Source organism: Apolloniradiicaulis salifontis (genome assembly GCF_053756655.1).
The window spans coordinates 1,800,776-1,819,789 of record NZ_CM132387.1; the positions used below are offsets into that span (position 1 = coordinate 1,800,776).

The 19,014-nt window shown below is 67.0% G+C and carries 17 protein-coding genes; 2 read left to right on the forward strand and 15 right to left on the reverse strand.

From position 1 onward, the window contains the following. Positions 1-115 precede the first annotated feature (115 nt). Positions 116-2,221: a ComEC/Rec2 family competence protein gene (locus ACWCOP_RS08725; protein ID WP_478247899.1), complete on the reverse strand. Its 2,106-nt coding sequence runs from the start codon at positions 2,219-2,221 to the stop codon at positions 116-118. A gap of 85 nt (positions 2,222-2,306) precedes the next feature. Here ACWCOP_RS08725 and gltX point away from each other — a divergent pair, with 85 nt between their 5' ends. Both gltX and gltA read left to right on the forward strand, forming a co-directional pair. Beyond that, entirely contained in the window at positions 2,307-3,704 is a 1,398-nt protein-coding gene (gltX, locus tag ACWCOP_RS08730) for a glutamate--tRNA ligase (RefSeq protein WP_478247900.1), read from the forward strand. A gap of 70 nt (positions 3,705-3,774) precedes the next feature. Next, positions 3,775-5,079, forward strand: a complete 1,305-nt coding sequence (gltA, locus tag ACWCOP_RS08735) for a citrate synthase (protein ID WP_478247901.1) — start codon at positions 3,775-3,777, stop codon at positions 5,077-5,079. A gap of 41 nt (positions 5,080-5,120) precedes the next feature. Here gltA and lpxB read toward each other — a convergent pair whose 3' ends face one another. From lpxB to tsf, 14 genes are all read right to left on the reverse strand, one after another. After that, entirely contained in the window at positions 5,121-6,299 is a 1,179-nt protein-coding gene (gene lpxB / locus ACWCOP_RS08740; protein ID WP_478247902.1) for a lipid-A-disaccharide synthase, read from the reverse strand. Between the two features lie 12 nt (positions 6,300-6,311). Then, a complete protein-coding gene (locus ACWCOP_RS08745; protein WP_478247903.1) occupies positions 6,312-7,163 on the reverse strand; it encodes an LpxI family protein in 852 nt (283 codons plus the stop codon). 24 nt (positions 7,164-7,187) lie between these two features. Beyond that, positions 7,188-7,976 carry an acyl-ACP--UDP-N-acetylglucosamine O-acyltransferase gene (gene lpxA, locus ACWCOP_RS08750; RefSeq protein ID WP_478247904.1) on the reverse strand — a complete coding sequence of 263 codons (789 nt, stop codon included), beginning with the start codon at positions 7,974-7,976 and terminating at the stop codon, positions 7,188-7,190. Next, positions 7,976-8,437 (reverse strand): 3-hydroxyacyl-ACP dehydratase FabZ, encoded by a 462-nt coding sequence (fabZ, locus tag ACWCOP_RS08755; RefSeq protein ID WP_478247905.1) that lies wholly within the window; start codon positions 8,435-8,437, stop codon positions 7,976-7,978. Before fabZ ends, lpxA begins: the two co-directional genes overlap by 1 nt. Continuing rightward, positions 8,434-9,462 (reverse strand): UDP-3-O-(3-hydroxymyristoyl)glucosamine N-acyltransferase, encoded by a 1,029-nt coding sequence (gene lpxD / locus ACWCOP_RS08760; RefSeq protein WP_478247906.1) that lies wholly within the window; start codon positions 9,460-9,462, stop codon positions 8,434-8,436. Before lpxD ends, fabZ begins: the two co-directional genes overlap by 4 nt. A gap of 11 nt (positions 9,463-9,473) precedes the next feature. After that, positions 9,474-10,166 carry an OmpH/Skp family outer membrane protein gene (locus ACWCOP_RS08765; protein ID WP_478247907.1) on the reverse strand — a complete coding sequence of 231 codons (693 nt, stop codon included), beginning with the start codon at positions 10,164-10,166 and terminating at the stop codon, positions 9,474-9,476. Between the two features lie 4 nt (positions 10,167-10,170). Further along, on the reverse strand, positions 10,171-12,588 hold the full coding sequence (bamA, locus tag ACWCOP_RS08770) for an outer membrane protein assembly factor BamA (RefSeq protein ID WP_478247908.1): 2,418 nt from the start codon (positions 12,586-12,588) through the stop codon (positions 10,171-10,173). Between the two features lie 36 nt (positions 12,589-12,624). Beyond that, complete coding sequence (locus ACWCOP_RS08775; RefSeq protein ID WP_478247909.1) at positions 12,625-13,836, reverse strand: M50 family metallopeptidase; 1,212 nt, start codon at positions 13,834-13,836, stop codon at positions 12,625-12,627. Positions 13,837-13,840: 4 nt separating this feature from the next. Then, positions 13,841-15,052: a 1-deoxy-D-xylulose-5-phosphate reductoisomerase gene (gene dxr, locus ACWCOP_RS08780; protein WP_478247910.1), complete on the reverse strand. Its 1,212-nt coding sequence runs from the start codon at positions 15,050-15,052 to the stop codon at positions 13,841-13,843. Next, positions 15,049-15,885 carry a phosphatidate cytidylyltransferase gene (locus tag ACWCOP_RS08785; RefSeq protein WP_478247911.1) on the reverse strand — a complete coding sequence of 279 codons (837 nt, stop codon included), beginning with the start codon at positions 15,883-15,885 and terminating at the stop codon, positions 15,049-15,051. Before ACWCOP_RS08785 ends, dxr begins: the two co-directional genes overlap by 4 nt. Beyond that, positions 15,878-16,597: a polyprenyl diphosphate synthase gene (uppS, locus tag ACWCOP_RS08790; protein ID WP_478247912.1), complete on the reverse strand. Its 720-nt coding sequence runs from the start codon at positions 16,595-16,597 to the stop codon at positions 15,878-15,880. Before uppS ends, ACWCOP_RS08785 begins: the two co-directional genes overlap by 8 nt. 34 nt (positions 16,598-16,631) lie before the next feature. Continuing rightward, entirely contained in the window at positions 16,632-17,189 is a 558-nt protein-coding gene (gene frr / locus ACWCOP_RS08795) for a ribosome recycling factor (protein WP_478247913.1), read from the reverse strand. Positions 17,190-17,201: 12 nt separating this feature from the next. Then, on the reverse strand, positions 17,202-17,963 hold the full coding sequence (gene pyrH, locus ACWCOP_RS08800) for a UMP kinase (protein WP_478247914.1): 762 nt from the start codon (positions 17,961-17,963) through the stop codon (positions 17,202-17,204). Positions 17,964-18,055: 92 nt separating this feature from the next. Next, on the reverse strand, positions 18,056-18,997 hold the full coding sequence (tsf, locus tag ACWCOP_RS08805; protein WP_478247915.1) for a translation elongation factor Ts: 942 nt from the start codon (positions 18,995-18,997) through the stop codon (positions 18,056-18,058). Positions 18,998-19,014 lie beyond the last annotated feature (17 nt).

Sequence of the window (19,014 nt, forward strand, 5' to 3'; positions counted from 1 at the left end):
TGCACGTCGCCTCATCGTGAGGCGCCTCTTTTTGAGACCGATCCCTGAAACGCCTCGCCCGCTTCACGCCGGCGGGGCGTTATGTTTCTGGCGGCTCTGAGTATGTTTTGCCGCGCTAGGGCGTGCTCCAGATCCGGTCGCGGCGGCGGTCTTGCGCCCCGCGCAGGCGGATCACCCGGCCGTCCTTGATCCAGAATTCCGCCCCGCCCAGCGCCTCACGCGCGGGATCGTCCAGCAGCACCGCCGCGCACCGCCGCTTGCGCCAGGCCGGCGCCCGCCCGTCGAACACGATCAGGTCGGCGCGCGCACAATCCTCCGGCAGGCTTTCCGGGTTTGACGTCACCGCCAGGCGCAGGCCGTCCACTGTCTCGCCCACGCAGCCAAGCGGGTCGCAGCGCAGCGGCGCGCGTTCGGCGCGCGAGCCCCCGGCCCCGGCGCGCTGAAGAAAGACGCGGGTGTCAAAACGCGAGGCCCTGAGGCTGCTGGCCTGCCACGCGCCGCTGTCGTCAAAGCGGGCCACCACCACCCCGCCGTCGCTGATCATCATGGAGGGCGGGGTCTGGGTGAGCCAGAGCCCAAGGGCTGCGAGCGCGGCGATGACGCCGGTAAGGCGCACCAGCCCCAGGCCCAGCGTCGCCAGGGCGAACCCGGCCGAATAAAGCGCGATGACAAGGCCAGGCGCGGCCTGCGTCGCCATGGCGGCGCCGTCCAGCTCCGCCGTCCAGTGGGCGATGGCAAGAACAATGCGCAAGCCCGCGTCCATGACCGCCAGCGCCGGCCCGTCGAGACCCACCGGCGCCAGCGCCAGGGCGACGACGCCGGCGGGCATCACCCAGAAGGTGAAAACCGGCATGGCCGCCAGATTGGCCACAAGGCCGTAGGCGGCCATTCGCTGGAAATGAAACGCGGCGAACGCGCCGGTCGCGGCGCCGGCCACCACGCTGGTGGTGGCGAGCCCGGCGAGGGAATCGCTCATGCGCTCCAGAACTTTGGCGCGGCCAAGCCGCTCCGGCTTCACCCGCGTCCAGATCTCGTACACCGCGATGAGCGCGGCCACGGCCGAGAAACTCATCTGGAACCCCGCCTCGGTGACGCTTTCCGGCGCGATCACGATCACCACAAGCGCCGCGATGGCCAGCGAGCGAAGCGAGAAGGCCCGCCGGTCCAGAAGCACGCCGGTGAGAACCACCGCCGCCATGACGAAGGCGCGCTGGGTGGAGACCGCGCCCCCGGAGAGGATGAGATAGCCGAGCGCCGCCAGAAGCGCGAGGATCGCCGCCGGCTTGCGCGGATCGCGGGCGCGGGCATAGGGCTCGATGGACGCGAACAGATAGCGCAGCGCCACGTACACCCCGCCGGCGAACAGCGCCATGTGCAGCCCGGAAATCGCAAGGATATGGCCAAGCCCGGATATCCGAAGCGCTTCGGCGTCGGCCTCGCTGACGCCTGAACGGTCGCCGGTGAGCAGGGCCGCGGCCACCCCGCCGGTGCGCTCTCCGGCTTTGGCCCGGATCCGCTCGGCCAAATTCCAGCGCATCTTCGCAAAGCCGCGCTGCAGGCGCGCCTGATCCAGCGCCGCCGGCTCAAGATCGGCGATGGCGAAGCCGGTGAGCGCGACGCCGTCATACCAGGCCGCGCGCGCCGGATCGTATCCGCCGGGCGCGGACGGGCCGGTGGGGCGGGTCAGCACCGCGCGCAGGCGCACCGCGTCGCCCGGCGTGAATGCGGCCAGGCGAGCGCGAATCCGGATACGGTGGGGCGGTTCACCGGCGCCCTCAAGCTCGGCCACGCGAATAAGCAGGCGCGGGCGCGACCCGCCGCGCTCCACCGCCTCGATCCATCCGGTCACCCCCACTGCGCGCTGGCTCACCTCCAGCGGCGGCGGCGCCAGGCTCGCGGTTCGCCCCTGCGCCAGGCCGAAGCCCAGCACGAGCGCGGCCGCCAGGACGCAGGCGCTGAGACGCACCGCCTCGCCTCGTAAGAGAACCGCCAGCGCCGCGAACACCGCGGCGAGCATCACGCTGGCCGAACCCGTCCAGGCGGGGGGTTCGGCGGTGAGGGAGAAATAGGCCGCGGCGCCGACCCCTAACGCCAGAGGGGCCCACAGAATCAGGCGTGCAGGATCGGGCGCGCCCACCCGAAGCCGTGCACCGAGCACCGCATCAAGCAGCATACGCCAGCGCGCCGGTTCGCGCGAAGAGGGAAGATAGACTGCATCCACACGTCCATCATGGCGCGAAGATCAGGCGGAGGCTATCACTGCGCGCCAACCCCGTGCTAAGGAACCGGTTCCTTCGCAGTGCAACATGAATTCGCAAGTGCATCAGACCCCAGTCACCCGCTTCGCACCTTCGCCTACCGGCTTCCTGCATATCGGAGGCGCGCGCACCGCGTTGTTCAACGCTCTGTTCGCCAAACGCCATGGCGGATCTTTCAAGCTGCGCATCGAAGATACCGACCGCGCGCGCTATAGCGCACAGGCGGTGGACGCGATCCGCGACGGGCTGGCCTGGCTCGGTCTTGACTGGGACGGCGAGCCGGTCTCCCAGCACGAACGCGCCGCACGCCATGTGGAGGTCGTGGAGAGCCTTGTGAGCCGCGGCGCCGCATTTCGCTGCTACTGCACACCGCAAGAGCTGGAGACCCTGCGCGAGCAGGCGTTCAGCGAAGGCCGCGCCTTCCGCTCGCCCTGGCGCGACGGCGGCGCGGCGCCCGACGCACCCTTTACGGTGCGCTTTCGCGCGCCGGACAGCGACATGGTGATCACCGACGCGGTCCAGGGCGACGTGCGCTGGGGCGCGAAAGAGTTCGACGATCTGGTGCTGCTGCGCGCCGACGGCGCGCCCACCTATAATCTCGCCGTGGTGGTGGACGACCATGACATGGGCGTCACCCATGTGATCCGCGGCGACGATCACCTGACCAACGCCGGACGGCAAAGCCAGATCTACGCCGCTTTAGGCTGGGACGCGCCGCTGTTCGCCCATATCCCGCTGATCCACGGGCCGGACGGCAAGAAGCTCTCCAAGCGCCATGGCGCGCTGGGCGTCGAGGCCTATCGCGACATGGGCTATCTGCCTGAAGGCCTGCGCAATTATCTGCTGCGGCTTGGCTGGTCCCATGGCGACAAGGAGCTGTTCACCGACGCGGAGATGGCGCAGCTGTTTGACCTGGACGGGCTGGGCAAGGCGCCGGCGCGGCTCGACTTCGACAAGATGGCGCACACCAACGCCTGGCACATGAAGCAGGCCGATGACGAGCGGCTTCTGTCCCTGCTGTGGGCGCGGCTTGAAGGCCGCGAGGATCTGCGCACCGACGACACCGCGAAGATCTGGGCCGGCCGGGCCATGGCGGCGCTGAAAGAGCGCGCCTCGACCCTCGCCGAACTGGAGGATCAGGTCTATTTTCTGCTCAGGCCGCGGCCGATCGAGATCAGCGGGAAGACCGCAAAAGCGCTCAAGGACGATGCGCTGGAACGAATGGCCCGCCTGCGCGCCGTTCTGGCCGACACCGAAGACTGGAGCGAGGGCGCGCTGAGCGCGGCCTTGCAGCGCTTCGCAGAACTTGAAGATGTCGGCTTTGGAAAAGTGGGCCAGCCGCTTCGTGCGGCGATCACAGGCGGCGCTGCGGCGCCGGACATGGGTTTGGTTCTGTCGGTTCTGGGACGTGAAGAAGTCCTGGCCCGTCTGGATGACGTCATCTGACCAGCGTGCGGCCGGCGTAAGGCGCCGGGGCGCGGGTCAGCCCGCCAACGAATGAAAAGGGGTTGGAGATATGGAAAACAAGATCAAGCCGAAAGGCTCCGCCAAGCTTGAAGTGAACGGCAAGACCATTGATCTGCCGATCTTTTCCGGCACGGTCGGACCGGACGTCATCGACATCCGGACGCTGTACAAGCACACCGGGATGTTCACCTACGATCCCGGATTCACCTCCACGGCCAGCTGCGAAAGCCAGATCACCTATATCGACGGGGATGAAGGCACGCTGCTCTATCGCGGCTATCCCATCGATCAGCTGGCCGACAACGCCAGCTTCATCGAGGTCGCCTACCTCTTGATCAATGGCGAGCTGCCGGAAAAGCAGGCGCTGCACGATTTCGACTGGACGATCCGCAGGCACACCATGCTGCACGACCAGATCGATCATTTCTTCCGCGGTTTCCGCCGCGACGCCCACCCCATGGCGATCATGGTCGGCACGGTGGGCGCGCTGTCCGCGTTCTACCATGACAGCACCGATGTGAACGATCCCCAGGCCCGCCTGGTGAGCGCCCACCGCATGATCGCGAAAATGCCCACCATCGCGGCGCGCGCCTATAAGTATTCCATCGGCCAGCCCTTCATCAGCCCGCGCAACGAGCTCGACTACGCGACGAACTTCCTGCGCATGTGCTTTGCGGTGCCCGCCGAGGACTATACGCCCTCGCCGACGCTTGCCCGGGCCATGGACAAGATCTTCACCCTGCACGCAGATCACGAGCAGAACGCATCCACCTCCACGGTGCGTCTGGCCGGATCGTCAGGCGCCAACCCGTTCGCCTGCATCGCGGCCGGCATCGCTTCGCTCTGGGGTCCCGCCCATGGCGGCGCCAACGAGGCGGCGCTGAACATGCTTGAAGAGATCGGCTCGGTGGACCGCATCCCCGAATACATCGAGAAGGCCAAGGACAAGGACGATCCGTTCCGTCTCATGGGCTTCGGCCACCGGGTCTACAAGAACTACGACCCGCGCGCCAAGGTGATGCGCGAGACCTGCCACCAGGTGCTCGACGAGATGAACATCAAGAACGACCCGCTGCTGGCCGTGGCCATGGAGCTGGAGAAGATCGCGCTGGAGGACCCGTACTTCATCGAGAAGAAGCTGTACCCGAACATCGACTTCTATTCGGGCATCACGCTGCGCGCGATGGGCTTCCCGACCGAGATGTTCACCGTGCTGTTCGCGGTTGCGCGCACCGTGGGCTGGATCGCGCAATGGTCTGAAATGATCGAGGACCAGACCCAGAAGATCGGCCGCCCGCGCCAGGCCTTCACCGGCGCCACCCAGCGCGATTTTGTCGACATGGACAAGCGCTAGGCGTTACGCCACTTCTGACGGACACATGGAACCGGCGGGGCTTAAGCCTCGCCGGTTTTTTGTTGCGCGATAATGTCGAGCACCGCCTCGGCGGCGTTGGCCGACGGCGCGCCGCCCTCTCCGCTCATGGTGCGGGTGACGGCCTTGAGGCGCTGCGACAGCTCGGCTCTGCGCGCGGGATCGTCGAGCAGGGCCGACACGGCGCTGCTGAGTTTTTCCCCGGTGCAGGCGGTCTGGACATATTCGGGGATGAGGAGCTCGCCAGCGGCCAGATTGGTGAGCGAAATATATTTCGCCTTCATCATCCACAGCCGCGCCGCCGCCCAGGCGAGCCAGCCCAGCCGGTAGGCGGCGATGGTGGGCGTTCCCACCCGCGACAGCTCCAGCGTCACCGTGCCCGAGCACGCCAGCGCCACATCGCAGGCGTGGCAGGCGTCGCGCCGCTGGCCGCCTTCAGCGATGATCAGATCAGCCAGTACGGGTTCGGCGCTGATGAGCGCGCGCGCCTCGTCCGCGATGGAGGGCGCCAGCGCGGTGGCGAGCACCAGACCCGGACGCTCGGCTTTAAGGCGGCGCGCCGCATCGGCGAAGCGGGGGAAAAGCCGTGTCAGCTCGCTGCGGCGGCTGCCGAACAGCATCAGCACAAGCTCGGCGTCCGGATCGACGCCGTGGCGCGCGCGAAAGCCCGGCCCGTCGCCGGACAGATCACGCTCCAGCGCGGGATTGCCAACAAAACGGGTCTCAAGCCCGTGCGGCTCGAAATAGTCCGCGTCGAAGGGGTGGATGGCCAGAAGGTGGGTGAAATGATTTGCGGCGACCCTGGCCCGGCCCCGGCGCGAGGCGAAGACCTGCGGCGCCACATATTTGATGCGCGCCGCATCCGGCAGCCGCTCTTCCAGCTTCCAGGCGGCGCGCAGCATGAAGCCCCAGCTGTCGATGAGCACCACGGCGTCAGCGCCAAAGGCCGCCGCGGCGGCGGCGGTTTCCTCGGCGCGCTCATGGACGAGCTTGATGATCCTCAATCCGTCGAAGATGCCGAACACGGACAGCTCCGAGACGTCCACCGCGGACACCACGCCGCGTGCGGCCATCTCGGTTCCGCCCACCCCGGCGATCTCCACATCGGGGCGCAGCCGGCGCAGGGCGTCGATCAGATCAGCCGCGATGGCGTCACCCGAAGGCTCTGCGGCGACCAGAAAGACGCGCGGGGCTGAGGACATGGGCGGGCTCCCTTAGCCGGAGGCGGGCTCTTCGACGATCCAGACGAACACGCCCGCCGCATCGGCCGCGCGCGCCACGCTGTCATGGCCAAGGATCAAGGCCCCGCCGACGGGGACGACGATGCCGGCGAGGCCCGCCTTCGCGGCGGCTTCAACGGTGGGCACGCCGATGACGGGAAGGTCGATCCGGCGCTCCTGCACCGGCTTGGGGCGCTTGGCCAGAACGCCGCTGCGCGCCGCCGGAGTGCCGCGCAGCGCTTCCGGCAGGCCGGCGACCCGCGCGAGCATGGCGTCAGTGCCCTCCTGGGCCTCCACGGCGAGGACAAGCCCGCGCGCCACCACCGCGCCCTGTCCGATGTCCTCGGCGCCGATAACAGAGGCCACATGGAGGGCCTTGAGCGCATCGGCGCGCGCCGTGTCGTCGGGACCGACCCCGCCCAGCAGACCGGCGCGGGCTTTGAGCTCGTCGGCGATCTCGTCGGCGCCGACCACGGCCAGGCCCTCGCGCTCGAATATGGCGATCACGGCGCGAAGCAGCGCATCATCGCCGCGCGCCGCCGCAGACAGCACCTTGGGCAGAAGGCCGACGCCCTTCATGTCAGGCTTCAGCTTTGAAAAATCAGGCCTTGCGACAATGCCCGCAAAGCACACCGCGTCGCAGCGCGCCTCGTGCAGGGCCTTGAACATGGCGCCGATCCTGGCGATGCCGCAGAGCGTCGCCGCCGGATAACGGGAGGGATCGGCGAAGCCGTCCAGCGCGATGACGCAGCCCAGCCGCCCCTCTGACTGCGCCGCCGCGGCCACATGAACCGGCAGCTCGCCGCCGCCGGCGATCAGGCCCAGACGCTGGTAGGACGCCGCCATCTCACCGCCGCTCCGTCACCGCGCTCACCGCGGCTCTGGAAAGCAGAGCGGGCGCGATCCGGTCGCGCGGATAAAAGCGATCACGTCCTGCACCTCCTGGCGCGCCTCGAACAGGCGCGCAGTGTCCTCCACCCGCTCGGTGAAGGCGCCTTCCTCGGCGAAAAGGAGGCGATAGGCGGTGCGCAGATCATGGATCACCTCGCGCGAGAACCCGCGCCGTTTCAGGCCCACCAGGTTCAATCCGGCCAGCCAGCCATGGTTGTCGGCCATGCCGTAGGGAATGAGATCGCCGGTCACCGCCGCGCCGCCGCCGATGAAGGCGTACTTGCCGACCCGGCATTTCTGGTGAAGCGCCGACAGCCCGCCCATGATGACGAAATCGCTCACCGTGCTCTCGCCGCCCACCGAGGCGTTGTTGGCGAACACCACATTGTCGCCGATGATGCAGTCATGGGCCACATGGCTTCCCACCATGAAAAAGCAGCCGGCGCCGACGCGCGTCACGCCGCGCCCGGTCTCCGTGCCCATATGCATGGTCACGTGTTCACGCAGCGTGTTGCGGTCGCCGATCTCCAGGCTCACCTCGCCGCCCTTGTATTTGAAGTCCTGGGGCGGTTCACCCAGCGCGACGAAGGGATGCAGGGTGCAGTCCTTGCCGATCCTGGTGCGCCCGGCGATCGAGACATGGGACAGAAGGCGCGAGCCGGCGCCGATCTCCACGTTAGGACCGATCACGCAATAGGGGCCGACCTGGACATTCTCAGCCAGGACGGCGGCTGGATCGACGATGGCTGTGGGATGGATTGTCGGCATCAGATTTCGCGAACGGCTGACGTGGCGGAAAACTCGGCTTCGGCGCATTTCACGCCCTCGACGCGCGCTTCGCCTTTGAACTTGAACACGCCGCGGCGGCTGGCGACGACCTCCACCGCCATCTCCATGAAATCCCCCGGTCGCACCGGCTTTCTGAAACGGGCCCGCTCCACGCCCAGGAAATAGATCACCGTCGTGGCGATGTCGGCGTCCAGCGTCTTGCTCATCAGAACCGCGCCGGTCTGGGCCAGGGCCTCAATGATCAGCACGCCCGGCATGACCGGGTTGTCGGGAAAATGGCCCTGAAAATGAGGCTCGCTGGCCGCCACGCACTTGATGCCTGTGATCGAGCGGCCGGGCTGATAATCCCGGCACTTGTCCACGAGCAAAAAGGGATAGCGATGCGGCAGACGCCGCAAAATCTCGTCCGGTCCGACGATCTCGCCCGCAGCCTCGGTCATTGCTCATCCTTTTTCGGCTTCGCGTTTTTCTTCACGCCGGACTGTCGTCTGATCCAGACGATCTCGCGCATGAAGCGCTGGATCGGCTGTGCGGGCGATCCCGCCCAGGTCTCGCCGTCGGGCACGTCCTTCATAACGCCTGCGAATGCGGCCAGACGCGCGCCGTCACCGATGCGCAAATGGTCGGCCACCCCGGCCCGGCCGCCGAACTGGGCGCCCCGGCCCACATGAACGCTGCCGGATACGCCGGAAAACGCCGCCATGACAGCGTATTCGCCGATCTCGCAATTATGCGCGATGTGGCACAGATTATCGATCTTGCAGGCCTTGCGCAGGATCGTGTCGCGTATCATCCCGCGATCGACGGTGGAGTTGGCGCCGATCACCACCTCGTTCTCGATGATCACGCGGCCCACATGGGGAATCGACAACAGGCCGCCCTGATCCAGCGCCAGGCCGAAACCAGCCTCGCCGATCACGGCCCCGGTGAGGATCTCCACCCGCTCGCCCAGCACCGCACACTGCACCACCGCCCGCGGGCCGATGCGGCTTCGCGCGCCGATGACGACCCCTGGCCCAACGACCGCGCCCGGCCCGATCTCGACGGCTTCGCCGATCTCGGCGTCCGGTCCGATCACGACGCCCGGAGCAAGGCGCGCCGATGCATGGATGACCGCCGAGGGATCGATGAAGGTGTCGCCCACATGGTCTCGCGCGCGCAAAAGCGCGGCGCAGGCGCGGCCGAAAGCGGCGCGCGGATCGTGGGCGATCAAAACCGCGCCGGCCGAGGACAATTGCTCCGCCGTCGCAGCATCGGCGACGATGGCGCAGGCGCCCGGCGTCTGAATGGAAGTGTCCGCGTTCCTGGCGAGGAAAAAAAGCTCTCCCGCCCCGGCCTGGCCTGGCGTGTTCACATCGTGAACCGCCAGGGCGGCGTCGCCGGTGAGCTCAGCCCCGCACAGCGCGGCGAGATCACCGGCCGATAGCGGGCCGAGCCGCTCGAAGAAGCGCGCATCGGCCCCCATCGCTGACGTCCTTACTGCTGCCGCTGAGCGGCGGCTTGCTGAGCTTGAAGCTGCTGCATGCGGCGCTGCTGGGCGACGAATTGCTGCAGGACCTGCTGTTGAACGGCGCCGCGCTGTTCATCGTTCATGCGCACGCGGCTGACCGGGGTGGTGGAGAGCCGGGCGTTGAGCCGGTTGATGGCCTCCTGGCTGATGGACGCGGATTCGGCGGCGAACACCACCTGGGCGCGGTCAATGAGAACGGCGGCGCCGCGCTCGTCGACGATTTCCTGCAGCACGTCCTGCAGCGCGGTGAGAACCGGCTCCATGGCGGCGTTCTGCGTGGCGATCAACTCCTGGCGAAGCACGGCGCGCTCGACTTCAAGCTCGACGCTCTCATTGGCCATGGCCTGATAGCGCTGCTGAAGGTCTTCACGTTGCTGCAGGGCGGCTTCGGACAGAGCCGAGGTTTCCGCGTTGAGCGCTTCGCTCTCCTGCGCCAGGCGGGTGGAGGTGGCCTCCAGCGAGACGCTGGCCTCGTCGCGGATGCGCTGGATTTCAGACGCGATGTGCTGACCCACCGCGCTCTGGGTGAGGATGCGCTCTTCACTCATGACGAGGACTTGTTGGGCCTGGACGCCGGCGGCGAAGCCGACGGCGAGGGCAAGCGCGGCGGCGATCGCGCGCACCGGCTTGGCGATGGCGGCGATATCTTGGCGAATCATGGACTTAGAACCCTGTTCTTGTGCTGAAGCGGAAGAAGCGCGCCCGGTCATAGTCTTCCTTGACGAACGCGTGTGCGAAGTCGAACCGCACGGGTCCGAACGGGGAATCCCAGAACACGCTCAGACCGGCCGAGGCCCGCGGAGCCAGACGATCGATGGTGAACGCGCTGCCCGTCGCACCTTCGGCGATCTGGTCCTCATCGGGCAGAAGGCCCAGCGTACCCACCTCGGTGAAGAGGCTGCCGCGGATCCCGTACTGCTCGGGCAGGCCCAGCGGGAAGCTGAGTTCCGCCGAACCGACGGCGTAGAAATTGCCGCCAAGCGCATCGCCTGAAATGAACTCGTCTCCATCTTCGTCCGGCTCATCCCGGCGAGCCACGACACGCGGGCCGATGCCGGCCGTTTCAAAGCCCCGGAACGTGTTTCCGCCCTTGAAGAAGCGGTCATTGATCCGGGCCGTGTCGCCGCCCCAGGAAAACAGATATCCGCTGTCGCCTGTGACGCTGAACACGATGTCGTCTCGAAGCACGTTCTTGTACCACCCCGCCTGAACCTCAGTGCGGACATAGCGAACATCGCCCCCAATTCCGGCGAAATCTTGGTTGAAAGCGAGCCGGAATCCGTTGGACGGTTCGCGAATATCATCCAGGCGGTTCCAGCTCAGCGAATAGCCCAGCAATGAGGTGACGCGAGACCCTGACGCCCGGCGAATGGATTCAGACACGCCGGCGAACGTGTTCACTTCGTCGGTGCGCAGTGTGTAGTTCACCCCCGCCTGTACGGCGCGCGTGAGCGGGAAGCCCGCGCGCAGGGTAAAGCCGGTGGACTGGGTCTCGAACGAGGCCTCCCGCGAGAAGTCGGAACGCACCTGGAACAGGTCGAAACCGGCGGCCAGATTGCGATCAAGGAAGCGCGGCTCTGTGAAGCGGATATCGACCTGCTGGCGGCGCGAGCTGGCCGACACCCGGAAGCGCAGGAACTGGCCCCGGCCGCGCAGGTTTCGTTCCGAGATCGAGAAGTCCACCAGGAAAGCGTCGGTGGACGAGAAGCCGGCGCCGAAAGCGAGCTCGCCCGTGGGCTGCTCGGTGACCCTCACCTCGACGCGCGCCCGGTCCGGCGCACTGCCCTGATAGGGCTCGACTTCGACATCTTCAAAAAAGCCCAGCTGTCCCACCCGGGCGCGCGACACCTGCAGCAGCGCCTGGTTGAAGGCGTCGCCCTCGACGATGTCGAGCTCCCGGCGGATCACCCGGTCCAGGGTCCGCGTGTTGCCGACAATATCAATGCGCTCGATGTAGACGCGCGGGCTTTCCTCGATCACGTAGCGCACGTCGACGGTCTGATCCTCACGATTGGTGACGACGCGCGGAGAGATGTCAACGAAGGCATAGCCGGCCGCGCCCGCCGCGAAGGTCAGCTGGTCGACGGCGCTCTCGATGAGGCTGCCGTTGTAAAGCTGGCCCGGCTGGGTCGGTACGATGGATTCAAGATAATCGGTGTTGAGTTCGTCGATCCCGGTCTCCACCTCGATCTCGCCGAAATCATACCGCTCGCCTTCGTCCATGACGAAGGTGACGTAGAAATCGGACTGGTCCGGGGTGAGTTCGGCGACCACCGAGGTGACGCGGAAATCGGCGTAGCCGCGATCATTGTAGAACGTGCGCAGCTGCTCGCGGTCAAACTCGATGCGGTCAGGGTCATAGTTGTCGTTGGAGCTGAAAAACCGCCACCAGCGCGCCTCGGTCGTGACGATCTCGTCGCTCAGACGGCTGTCGGAATAGGCCTGGTTGCCCACAAACGCGATGCGTCGCACCCCGGTCACCGGCCCTTCGGAAATCTCGAACACCAGATCGACGCGGTTCTGGGGCAGCTCCACGATCTTGGGCGTCACCTGCGCGGCGAAGCGGCCGGACTGGCGATAGACCTGCAGGATACGCTGCACATCCGACTGCACGCGCGAGCGGGTGAAGATGGCGCGGGCCTGAAGTTCGATCTCGTCGGTGATCTTGTCGTCGGCGAGCGCACGATTGCCCTCGAGGATGACCCGGTTCACGATCGGGTTCTCCTCCACGAAGATCACCATGTTGGGACCTTCAAGCGCAATTCGAATGTCGGAGAACAGGTTTGTGCCGTAGAGCGTCTGGATGGACAGGTTGATCAGGCGCGGATCAGCGACTTCGCCCGGCTGGATAAGCACATAGGACAGGATGGTGTCGGCTTCGACGCGCTGATTGCCCTCCACCTGGATATTGAGGACCGCCTGCGAGGCTCGCGGCTGGTTGACGACTTCCGGCGCGCCCTCGCCGGAGCCGAGCGCACCAACTGGCGGCTGCCCGGGCGATTGCTCGTCCTGCGCCTGCGCCGCCGCATGAAGCGTCAGAACAGCCAGCAGAGCTGCAAAGCCTTGAATAATCCGCTTCATCAAGTCCTCGTCGTAAACCGCGCGCTCACCCTGTTTTCAGGAGAACAGGCCGCGCAAATAACTCAAATCGTTCCAGGTCGCCACAACCAACATGCAAAGGATGAGGCCCAGCCCGACCCTGAACCCTGCATCCTGGATCGCCGGGCTGGGAGGCCTCCCCGCCACGGCTTCGTAGGCGTAGTACACCAGGTGGCCGCCGTCGAGTACCGGTATGGGTAGAAGATTCATCAGGCCCAGCGCCACTGACAACAGCGCCGACAGGCTGAGCAGCGTGATAACCAGATCGCCCAGCCGCGCGGCCGCGCCGCGCGCCACTGCGCCATCCAGCGCCGGGTCAGGCCCCGCCATGGACGCGTTCGCCAGCTGACCGGCGGTGGTGGCGATGCCCAGCGGTCCGTTAAGCAACTCGGTGGAGGCGCGCCCGGTGACCAGCCGGAAGAGATAGTCCCCGGTCATGGTGACGATCTCCACCGTCTGGGTGACGCCGTAGACCGGCGCCTCGAGAAGGCTCACCGGCTCGTTCGGCGCGAACGCATCGCGAGATACGCCGATGCCGAGAAATCCAAAGGCGCGCTCTCCGCCAAGACCATCGGGCCGCATGGTGCGTTCGGCCGTGACGATGATCGTCATCGGCTCGCCGTCGCGCTGAATCTCGAAGCGCATGGTGGTTCCCGCGCGCGTCGCCACATACTGGCGCACCATGGCGAAGGATTCGATCTCCTGGCCGTCCAGCGTCACCAGCCGGTCGCCGACCTCAAACCCCGCCCGCTCGCCGGGCCCGCCCTCCACCACCGCCGTGAGCACCGGCTCGGGCGCCTCGCCCGTGCGGCCCACCGCCAGGCCGAGCACGGCGAACAGGACGATCGCCAGCGCGAAATTGGCCAGCGGGCCGGCGGCGATGATGATGGCGCGCTGCCAGAGCGGCTTGAAGTGAAACACCGTGTCCGGCGTATCGTGCTCGCGGCGCATGCGCTCCAGCGCGTCACGATTTGGCGCGCTCGCCGCGTTTTCATCCCCGCGAAAGCGCACATATCCGCCAAGGGGCAGCGAGGCGACGCGCCAGCGCGTTCCCAGCCTGTCGGTCCAGCCGAACAGGCCCGGCCCCATGCCGATGGAGAAGGCCTCGGCGTGAACGCCGAACAGGCGCCCGGCCCAGTAATGGCCAAGCTCGTGTATCACCACGACGAAGGAGATCACCGCCACGAAGGCGAAAATGGATAGAAGCCCCGAGCCTAGTAGATCGAACATGGTCTCACCTCGACTCTGCGGCTCTGTGGCTCACGCCGCCGGCGCGCGCCCTGACGGCGTCATGCGCCAGCCGCCGCCCCTCGGCGTCGGCGGCGTACACCGCTTCGAAATCGCGCGCTCCCTCGTCCGTCACACCGGACCGGCGACCTTCGGAGAGAGCGTCCGCAACCACCGCTGCGATGTCAAGAAAACCAATCTTACCGTTCAGAAAGGAATCCACCGCGATCTCATTGGCCGCGTTCAGAACCGTCGGCGCGCAGCCTCCGGCGCGATACGCGGCGCGCGCCAGCGCCAGAGCGGGAAAGCGCACCTCGTCGGGCGCGGAAAAGCTCAAGGTCGCAAGGCGCGCCAGATCCAGACGCTCCACCGGCGTGTCCAGGCGGCCCGGCCACGCCAGCGCGTGGGCGATGGGCGTGCGCATGTCCGGGCATCCCAGCTGCGCCAGGAGACCGCCATCAACATACTCCACCAGTCCGTGAACAATGGCTTCGGGATGGACCAGCACGTCCACTTGCTCGTCCGGCAGGGCGAACAGATGGCAGGCCTCGATGATCTCCAGCCCTTTGTTCATCATGGTGGCGCTGTCCACCGAGATCTTGGCGCCCATGGACCAGGTGGGATGGGCGACCGCCTGGGCCGGACCCGCCGCGGCCATCTCGTCCACCGTCGAGGTGTGGAACGGCCCGCCGGACGCGGTGAGAATGATGCGCCTTATCCCGTCGCGCTGCGCCTCGTTGAAGGCCTGGAACACCGCATTGTGCTCTGAATCCACCGGCAGAAGCGTGGCGCCCGACCGGCGCGCCTCGGCCATGAAGAGCTCACCGGCGCACACCAGCGCCTCCTTGTTCGCAAAGGCCACGCAGCGCCCGCGCCGCACGACTTCCAAAGTGGGCTTGAGCCCGGCCGCGCCGACGATGGCGGCCATCACCCAGTCGGCGTCCATGGCGGCGGCGTCCAGAACCGCGCTTTGGCCCGCGCCGCATTTGATCGAGCTGCCGCTCAGCGCCTCCTTCAGCGCCGGACCTGCGGCTTCGTCGGCGACGGCGCAAAAGCGCGCGCCCAGCTTGATGGCCGCTTCGGCCAGCTGCCCGGCGTTGGTGTTGGCGGTCAGGGCGACCACGTCAAAGCGTCCCGGCTCTGCGCGCGCAATGAGATCGAGGGTGGCGCGCCCCACTGAACCTGTGGCGCCCAGGACCGTGACCGTGCGCCCGCTCATGCGCCCGCTCCCGGCCAGATCTGCGGCGCCAGCACCACGACAAGGCCGGCGAACACGCAAGCCAGCATGAGCGCGTCAACGCGATCCAGAACGCCCCCGTGACCGGGGATGAGCGTGCCGGCGTCCTTCACGCCGAAGCGCCGTTTTACGAGCGACATCAATAAATCTCCCAGAACGGCGGCGAGCGCGGTGGGCGCTGCGATCAGCCCGGCATGGAGCGGCGTCATGTCATAAGCGTAGGCGACGGCGACGCCCGCGGCGACCCCCAGGCACAGCCCGGCGATCAGTCCCGCCCAGGTCTTGTTGGGGCTGGCGGCGGGCAAAAGCTTGGGGCCGCCGATCCAGCTTCCCGCCAGATAGGCGAAGGTGTCCGCGCTCCACACCACCGCGAGCAGAAACAGCGTCGCGCCAAGGCCGCCAGCCTCGCCATTGCGCAGCGTCACAAGGAGCGCCGCGCTGACCGACACATAAAGCACGCCCGCAAAGGCGTATTGCGCGTCGCCCCGGGGCCGGCGGTCAAGAGCGCAGAAGCTCGCGCCCGCGAGCACCCACAAGACCGTCCAGCCCTGGGCGTTCTGGGCGGCCAGCAGCGCGGCGCCCACCGCGGTTCCGGTCGCGGCCGCGAAGGCGCGCGGCGGCGCGCCGGAATCGGTCATGCGCACCCATTCCCACGCCATGGCGGCGGCGAAGGCGGCGATGAAGATCGCAAAGCCCTGCCCGCCCAGCGCCACAAGGCCGAGCGCCACCGGCGCCAGGACCAGCGCGGACAGGACGCGTTTTCGAAAGATCGGGTCGCCGGGCGCCCGCCGGCGGGCCGGAGACGGCTCACCCATGGGCGAGACCGCCATAGCGCCTCTGCCGTCCGGCATAGACCGACACCGCCTCGGCGAAGGCGGCTCCGTCAAAATCGGGCCAGAGCGTATCCACGAACACGAACTCGGCGTAGGCCGCCTGCCACAGCAGGAAATTGGAAATACGCCGTTCGCCGCTGGTGCGGATCACCAGATCGGGATCCGGCAGGCCGTCCGTATCTAGAAACCTCGCCAGTCCCGCTTCATCCAGACCGGACAGATCGCCGTCGAGCGCCTCGGCCGCCCGGCGCGCGGCGCGGACCAGCTCGTCACGCCCGCCATAATTGAACGCGATGGTCAGGTGAAACGCGTCATTGTGCGCGGTGCGGGTCTCGGCGCGCTCGACGATGTTCAGCAATTCCCGGCTCAAACCCTCGCGGCGCCCGATCACCCGGATGCGCACCCCCTCGCCTGTGAGCCGCTCCAGATCCGCCTCCACATAGCGGCGCAGCAGGTCAAACAGGGCGTCGATCTCATCCACCGGCCGGCGCCAGTTCTCGGTGGAGAAGCTGAACAGGGTGAGATGGGTGACGCCCATGTCGCCAGCGGCCCGCACGGTGCGGCGCACCGCCTCCACGCCCTCGCGATGGCCGAAGGCGCGGGGCCGGCCGCGCTTGGCCGCCCAGCGGCCATTGCCGTCCATAATCACCGCCACATGGCGGGGGATCGCCAAGGACTGCTCGGTATCGGCCATGGATCGGCGCCTCCTCGTCCGGCCGGCGCGCGGCTCAGACCTGGGTGATTTCGTCCTGCTTGGTTCTCAGCATCTCGTCGATCTCGGAGATCGCGGCGTCGGTCGCCTTCTGCACCTGATCGGAGAGCTTCTTCTGCTCGTCTTCGCCGATATCGCCGTCTTTTTCAGCTTTTTTCAGGCTGTCCATGCCGTCGCGGCGCACATTGCGCACGGCGACGCGGGCGTTTTCCGCATAGCTGCCGGCGGTCTTGGCCAGTTCAGCGCGGCGCTCCTCGTTGAGCGGCGGGATCGGGATACGGATGGAGGGCCCCTCCATCACCGGGTTCAGGCCCAGCGAAGAATTGCGGATCGCCTTGTCCACCGCCGGGGCCAGATTGTGATCCCAGACCTGAACCGAGATCATGCGCGATTCGGGCACCGTGACCGTGCCCACCTGGTTGATCGGGGTGGGCGTGCCGTAGGCCTCCACCTTGATGGGATCGAGCAGGCTGGCCGAGGCACGCCCGGTGCGAAGACCGGAAAATTCCTTTTTCAGCGCATCCACCGCGCCGTCCATGCGACGCTTGATGTCCTTGATGTCGAAATCCGACATGAAAATCTCCCTTTATCCGCCGCGCGGCGCACCGCCGACGATCGTGCACGTGCCCTCGCCTTCGAGGACCCGCGCGAGCCCGCCCTTCTCGCGGATGTTAAACACCACGATCGGGATCTGATTATCGCGCATCAGCGTCACCGCCGAGGCGTCCATGACTTTAAGATCGCGCGCCAGAACGTCCATATAGTCAAGGGTTTCAAACCGCTCCGCCCTGGGGTTTTTCCGCGGATCGTCATCATAGACGCCGTCCACGCTGGTGCCCTTGAACAGGGCGTCGCAGCCCATCTCGGCGGCGCGCAGCGCCGCGGCGGTGTCGGTGGTGAAAAACGGGTTGCCGGTGCCGGCGGCGAAGATCACGACGCGGCCCTTTTCCATATGACGGATGGCGCGCCGGCGAATATAGGGCTCGCACACCGTGGTCATGGGAATCGCCGACTGCACCCGCGTTGACACGCCGACTCGCTCCAGCGCGGTCTGCATGGCCAGGGCGTTCATGATGGTGGCCAGCATGCCCATATAGTCGGCGGCGGCGCGCTCCATGCCCTTGGCGGCCGCTGAAAGCCCGCGAAAGATATTGCCGCCGCCGATGACGAGGCAGAGCTCGTATCCGGCCTCCACCGCGTCACCCACTTCGCGCGCGATCCGGTCGGCGGTGGTCATGTCGATGCCGTAGGCCTCGTCGCCCATCAGCGCCTCTCCGGATACTTTCAGCAGCACCCGTTTGAAACGGCCTCGCGGCGTTTTCGCCGGTGATGGTGCGTCGTCGGTCAAGCCGGTCACCTCCTGATTCGAACCCTCGCGCCCGAGACGCGACAAAGCCCGAGCGTGATAACGCCCGGGCTTCGCCATGCCTAGAGAAGACTTTAGCCCTTGCCGACGGCGGCCACTTCGGCGGCGAAGTCTTCGTGTTTCTTTTCAACGCCCTCACCCAGAACCATCCGGGCGAAACCGGTGAGTTCGATGGGAGCGCCGGCCTCGGCTTCAGCCGCCTTCACCGCTTCGCCCACGGACTTGTCCGGATCGAACACGAAGGGCTGCTTGAGGAGGACCACTTCCTCGTAGAACTTGCGCAGGCGGCCTTCGACCATCTTCTCGATGATGTTGTCCGGCTTGCCTGCCTGGCGCGCCTGGTCAGCGAAGACCTCGCGCTCCTTATCTACGATGGCGGTGTCCACCCCGGCTTCGGTGACGGCCACGGCCGCCGACGGCGAGGCGGCCGCCACGTGCATGGCGATCTTGCGGCCAAGCTCGAGAAGTACGGCCTTGTCGCCTTCCGACTTCAGGGCCACCAGAACGCCGATCTTGCCCATATTGTCAGCGGCGGCGTTGTGGACATAAGCGGCCACCACGCCGGGATCGACCGCGAGCGCGGAGGCGCGGCGCACCGACATGTTCTCCCCGATCGTGGCGATCAGATTGGTGAGCATGTCGGAGACGGAGGCGCCTTTCGCGGTCTTGGCTTCGGTGAGCTTTTCGACGTCGGGCGCGTCGATCGCCAGCCGGGCGATCTCGGCGACGGCGGCCTGGAAAACTTCGTTGCGCGCAACAAAGTCGGTTTCCGAGTTCACTTCCACGCTGGCGGCGGCCATGCCGTTTCCGCGATCGACGGCGGCGACGGCCACAAGACCCTCGGCGGCGACGCGGTCGGCTTTCTTGGCGGCCTTTGACAGGCCCTTCTTGCGCAGCCAGTCGACGGCGGCGGCGACGTCACCATCGGTTTCGGCGAGCGCTTTCTTGCAGTCCATCATGCCCGCGCCCGTCGTGTCGCGAAGCTCTTTGACGAGGGCGGCTGTGATCTGAGCCATGGGGAGGTCTCCTTGTA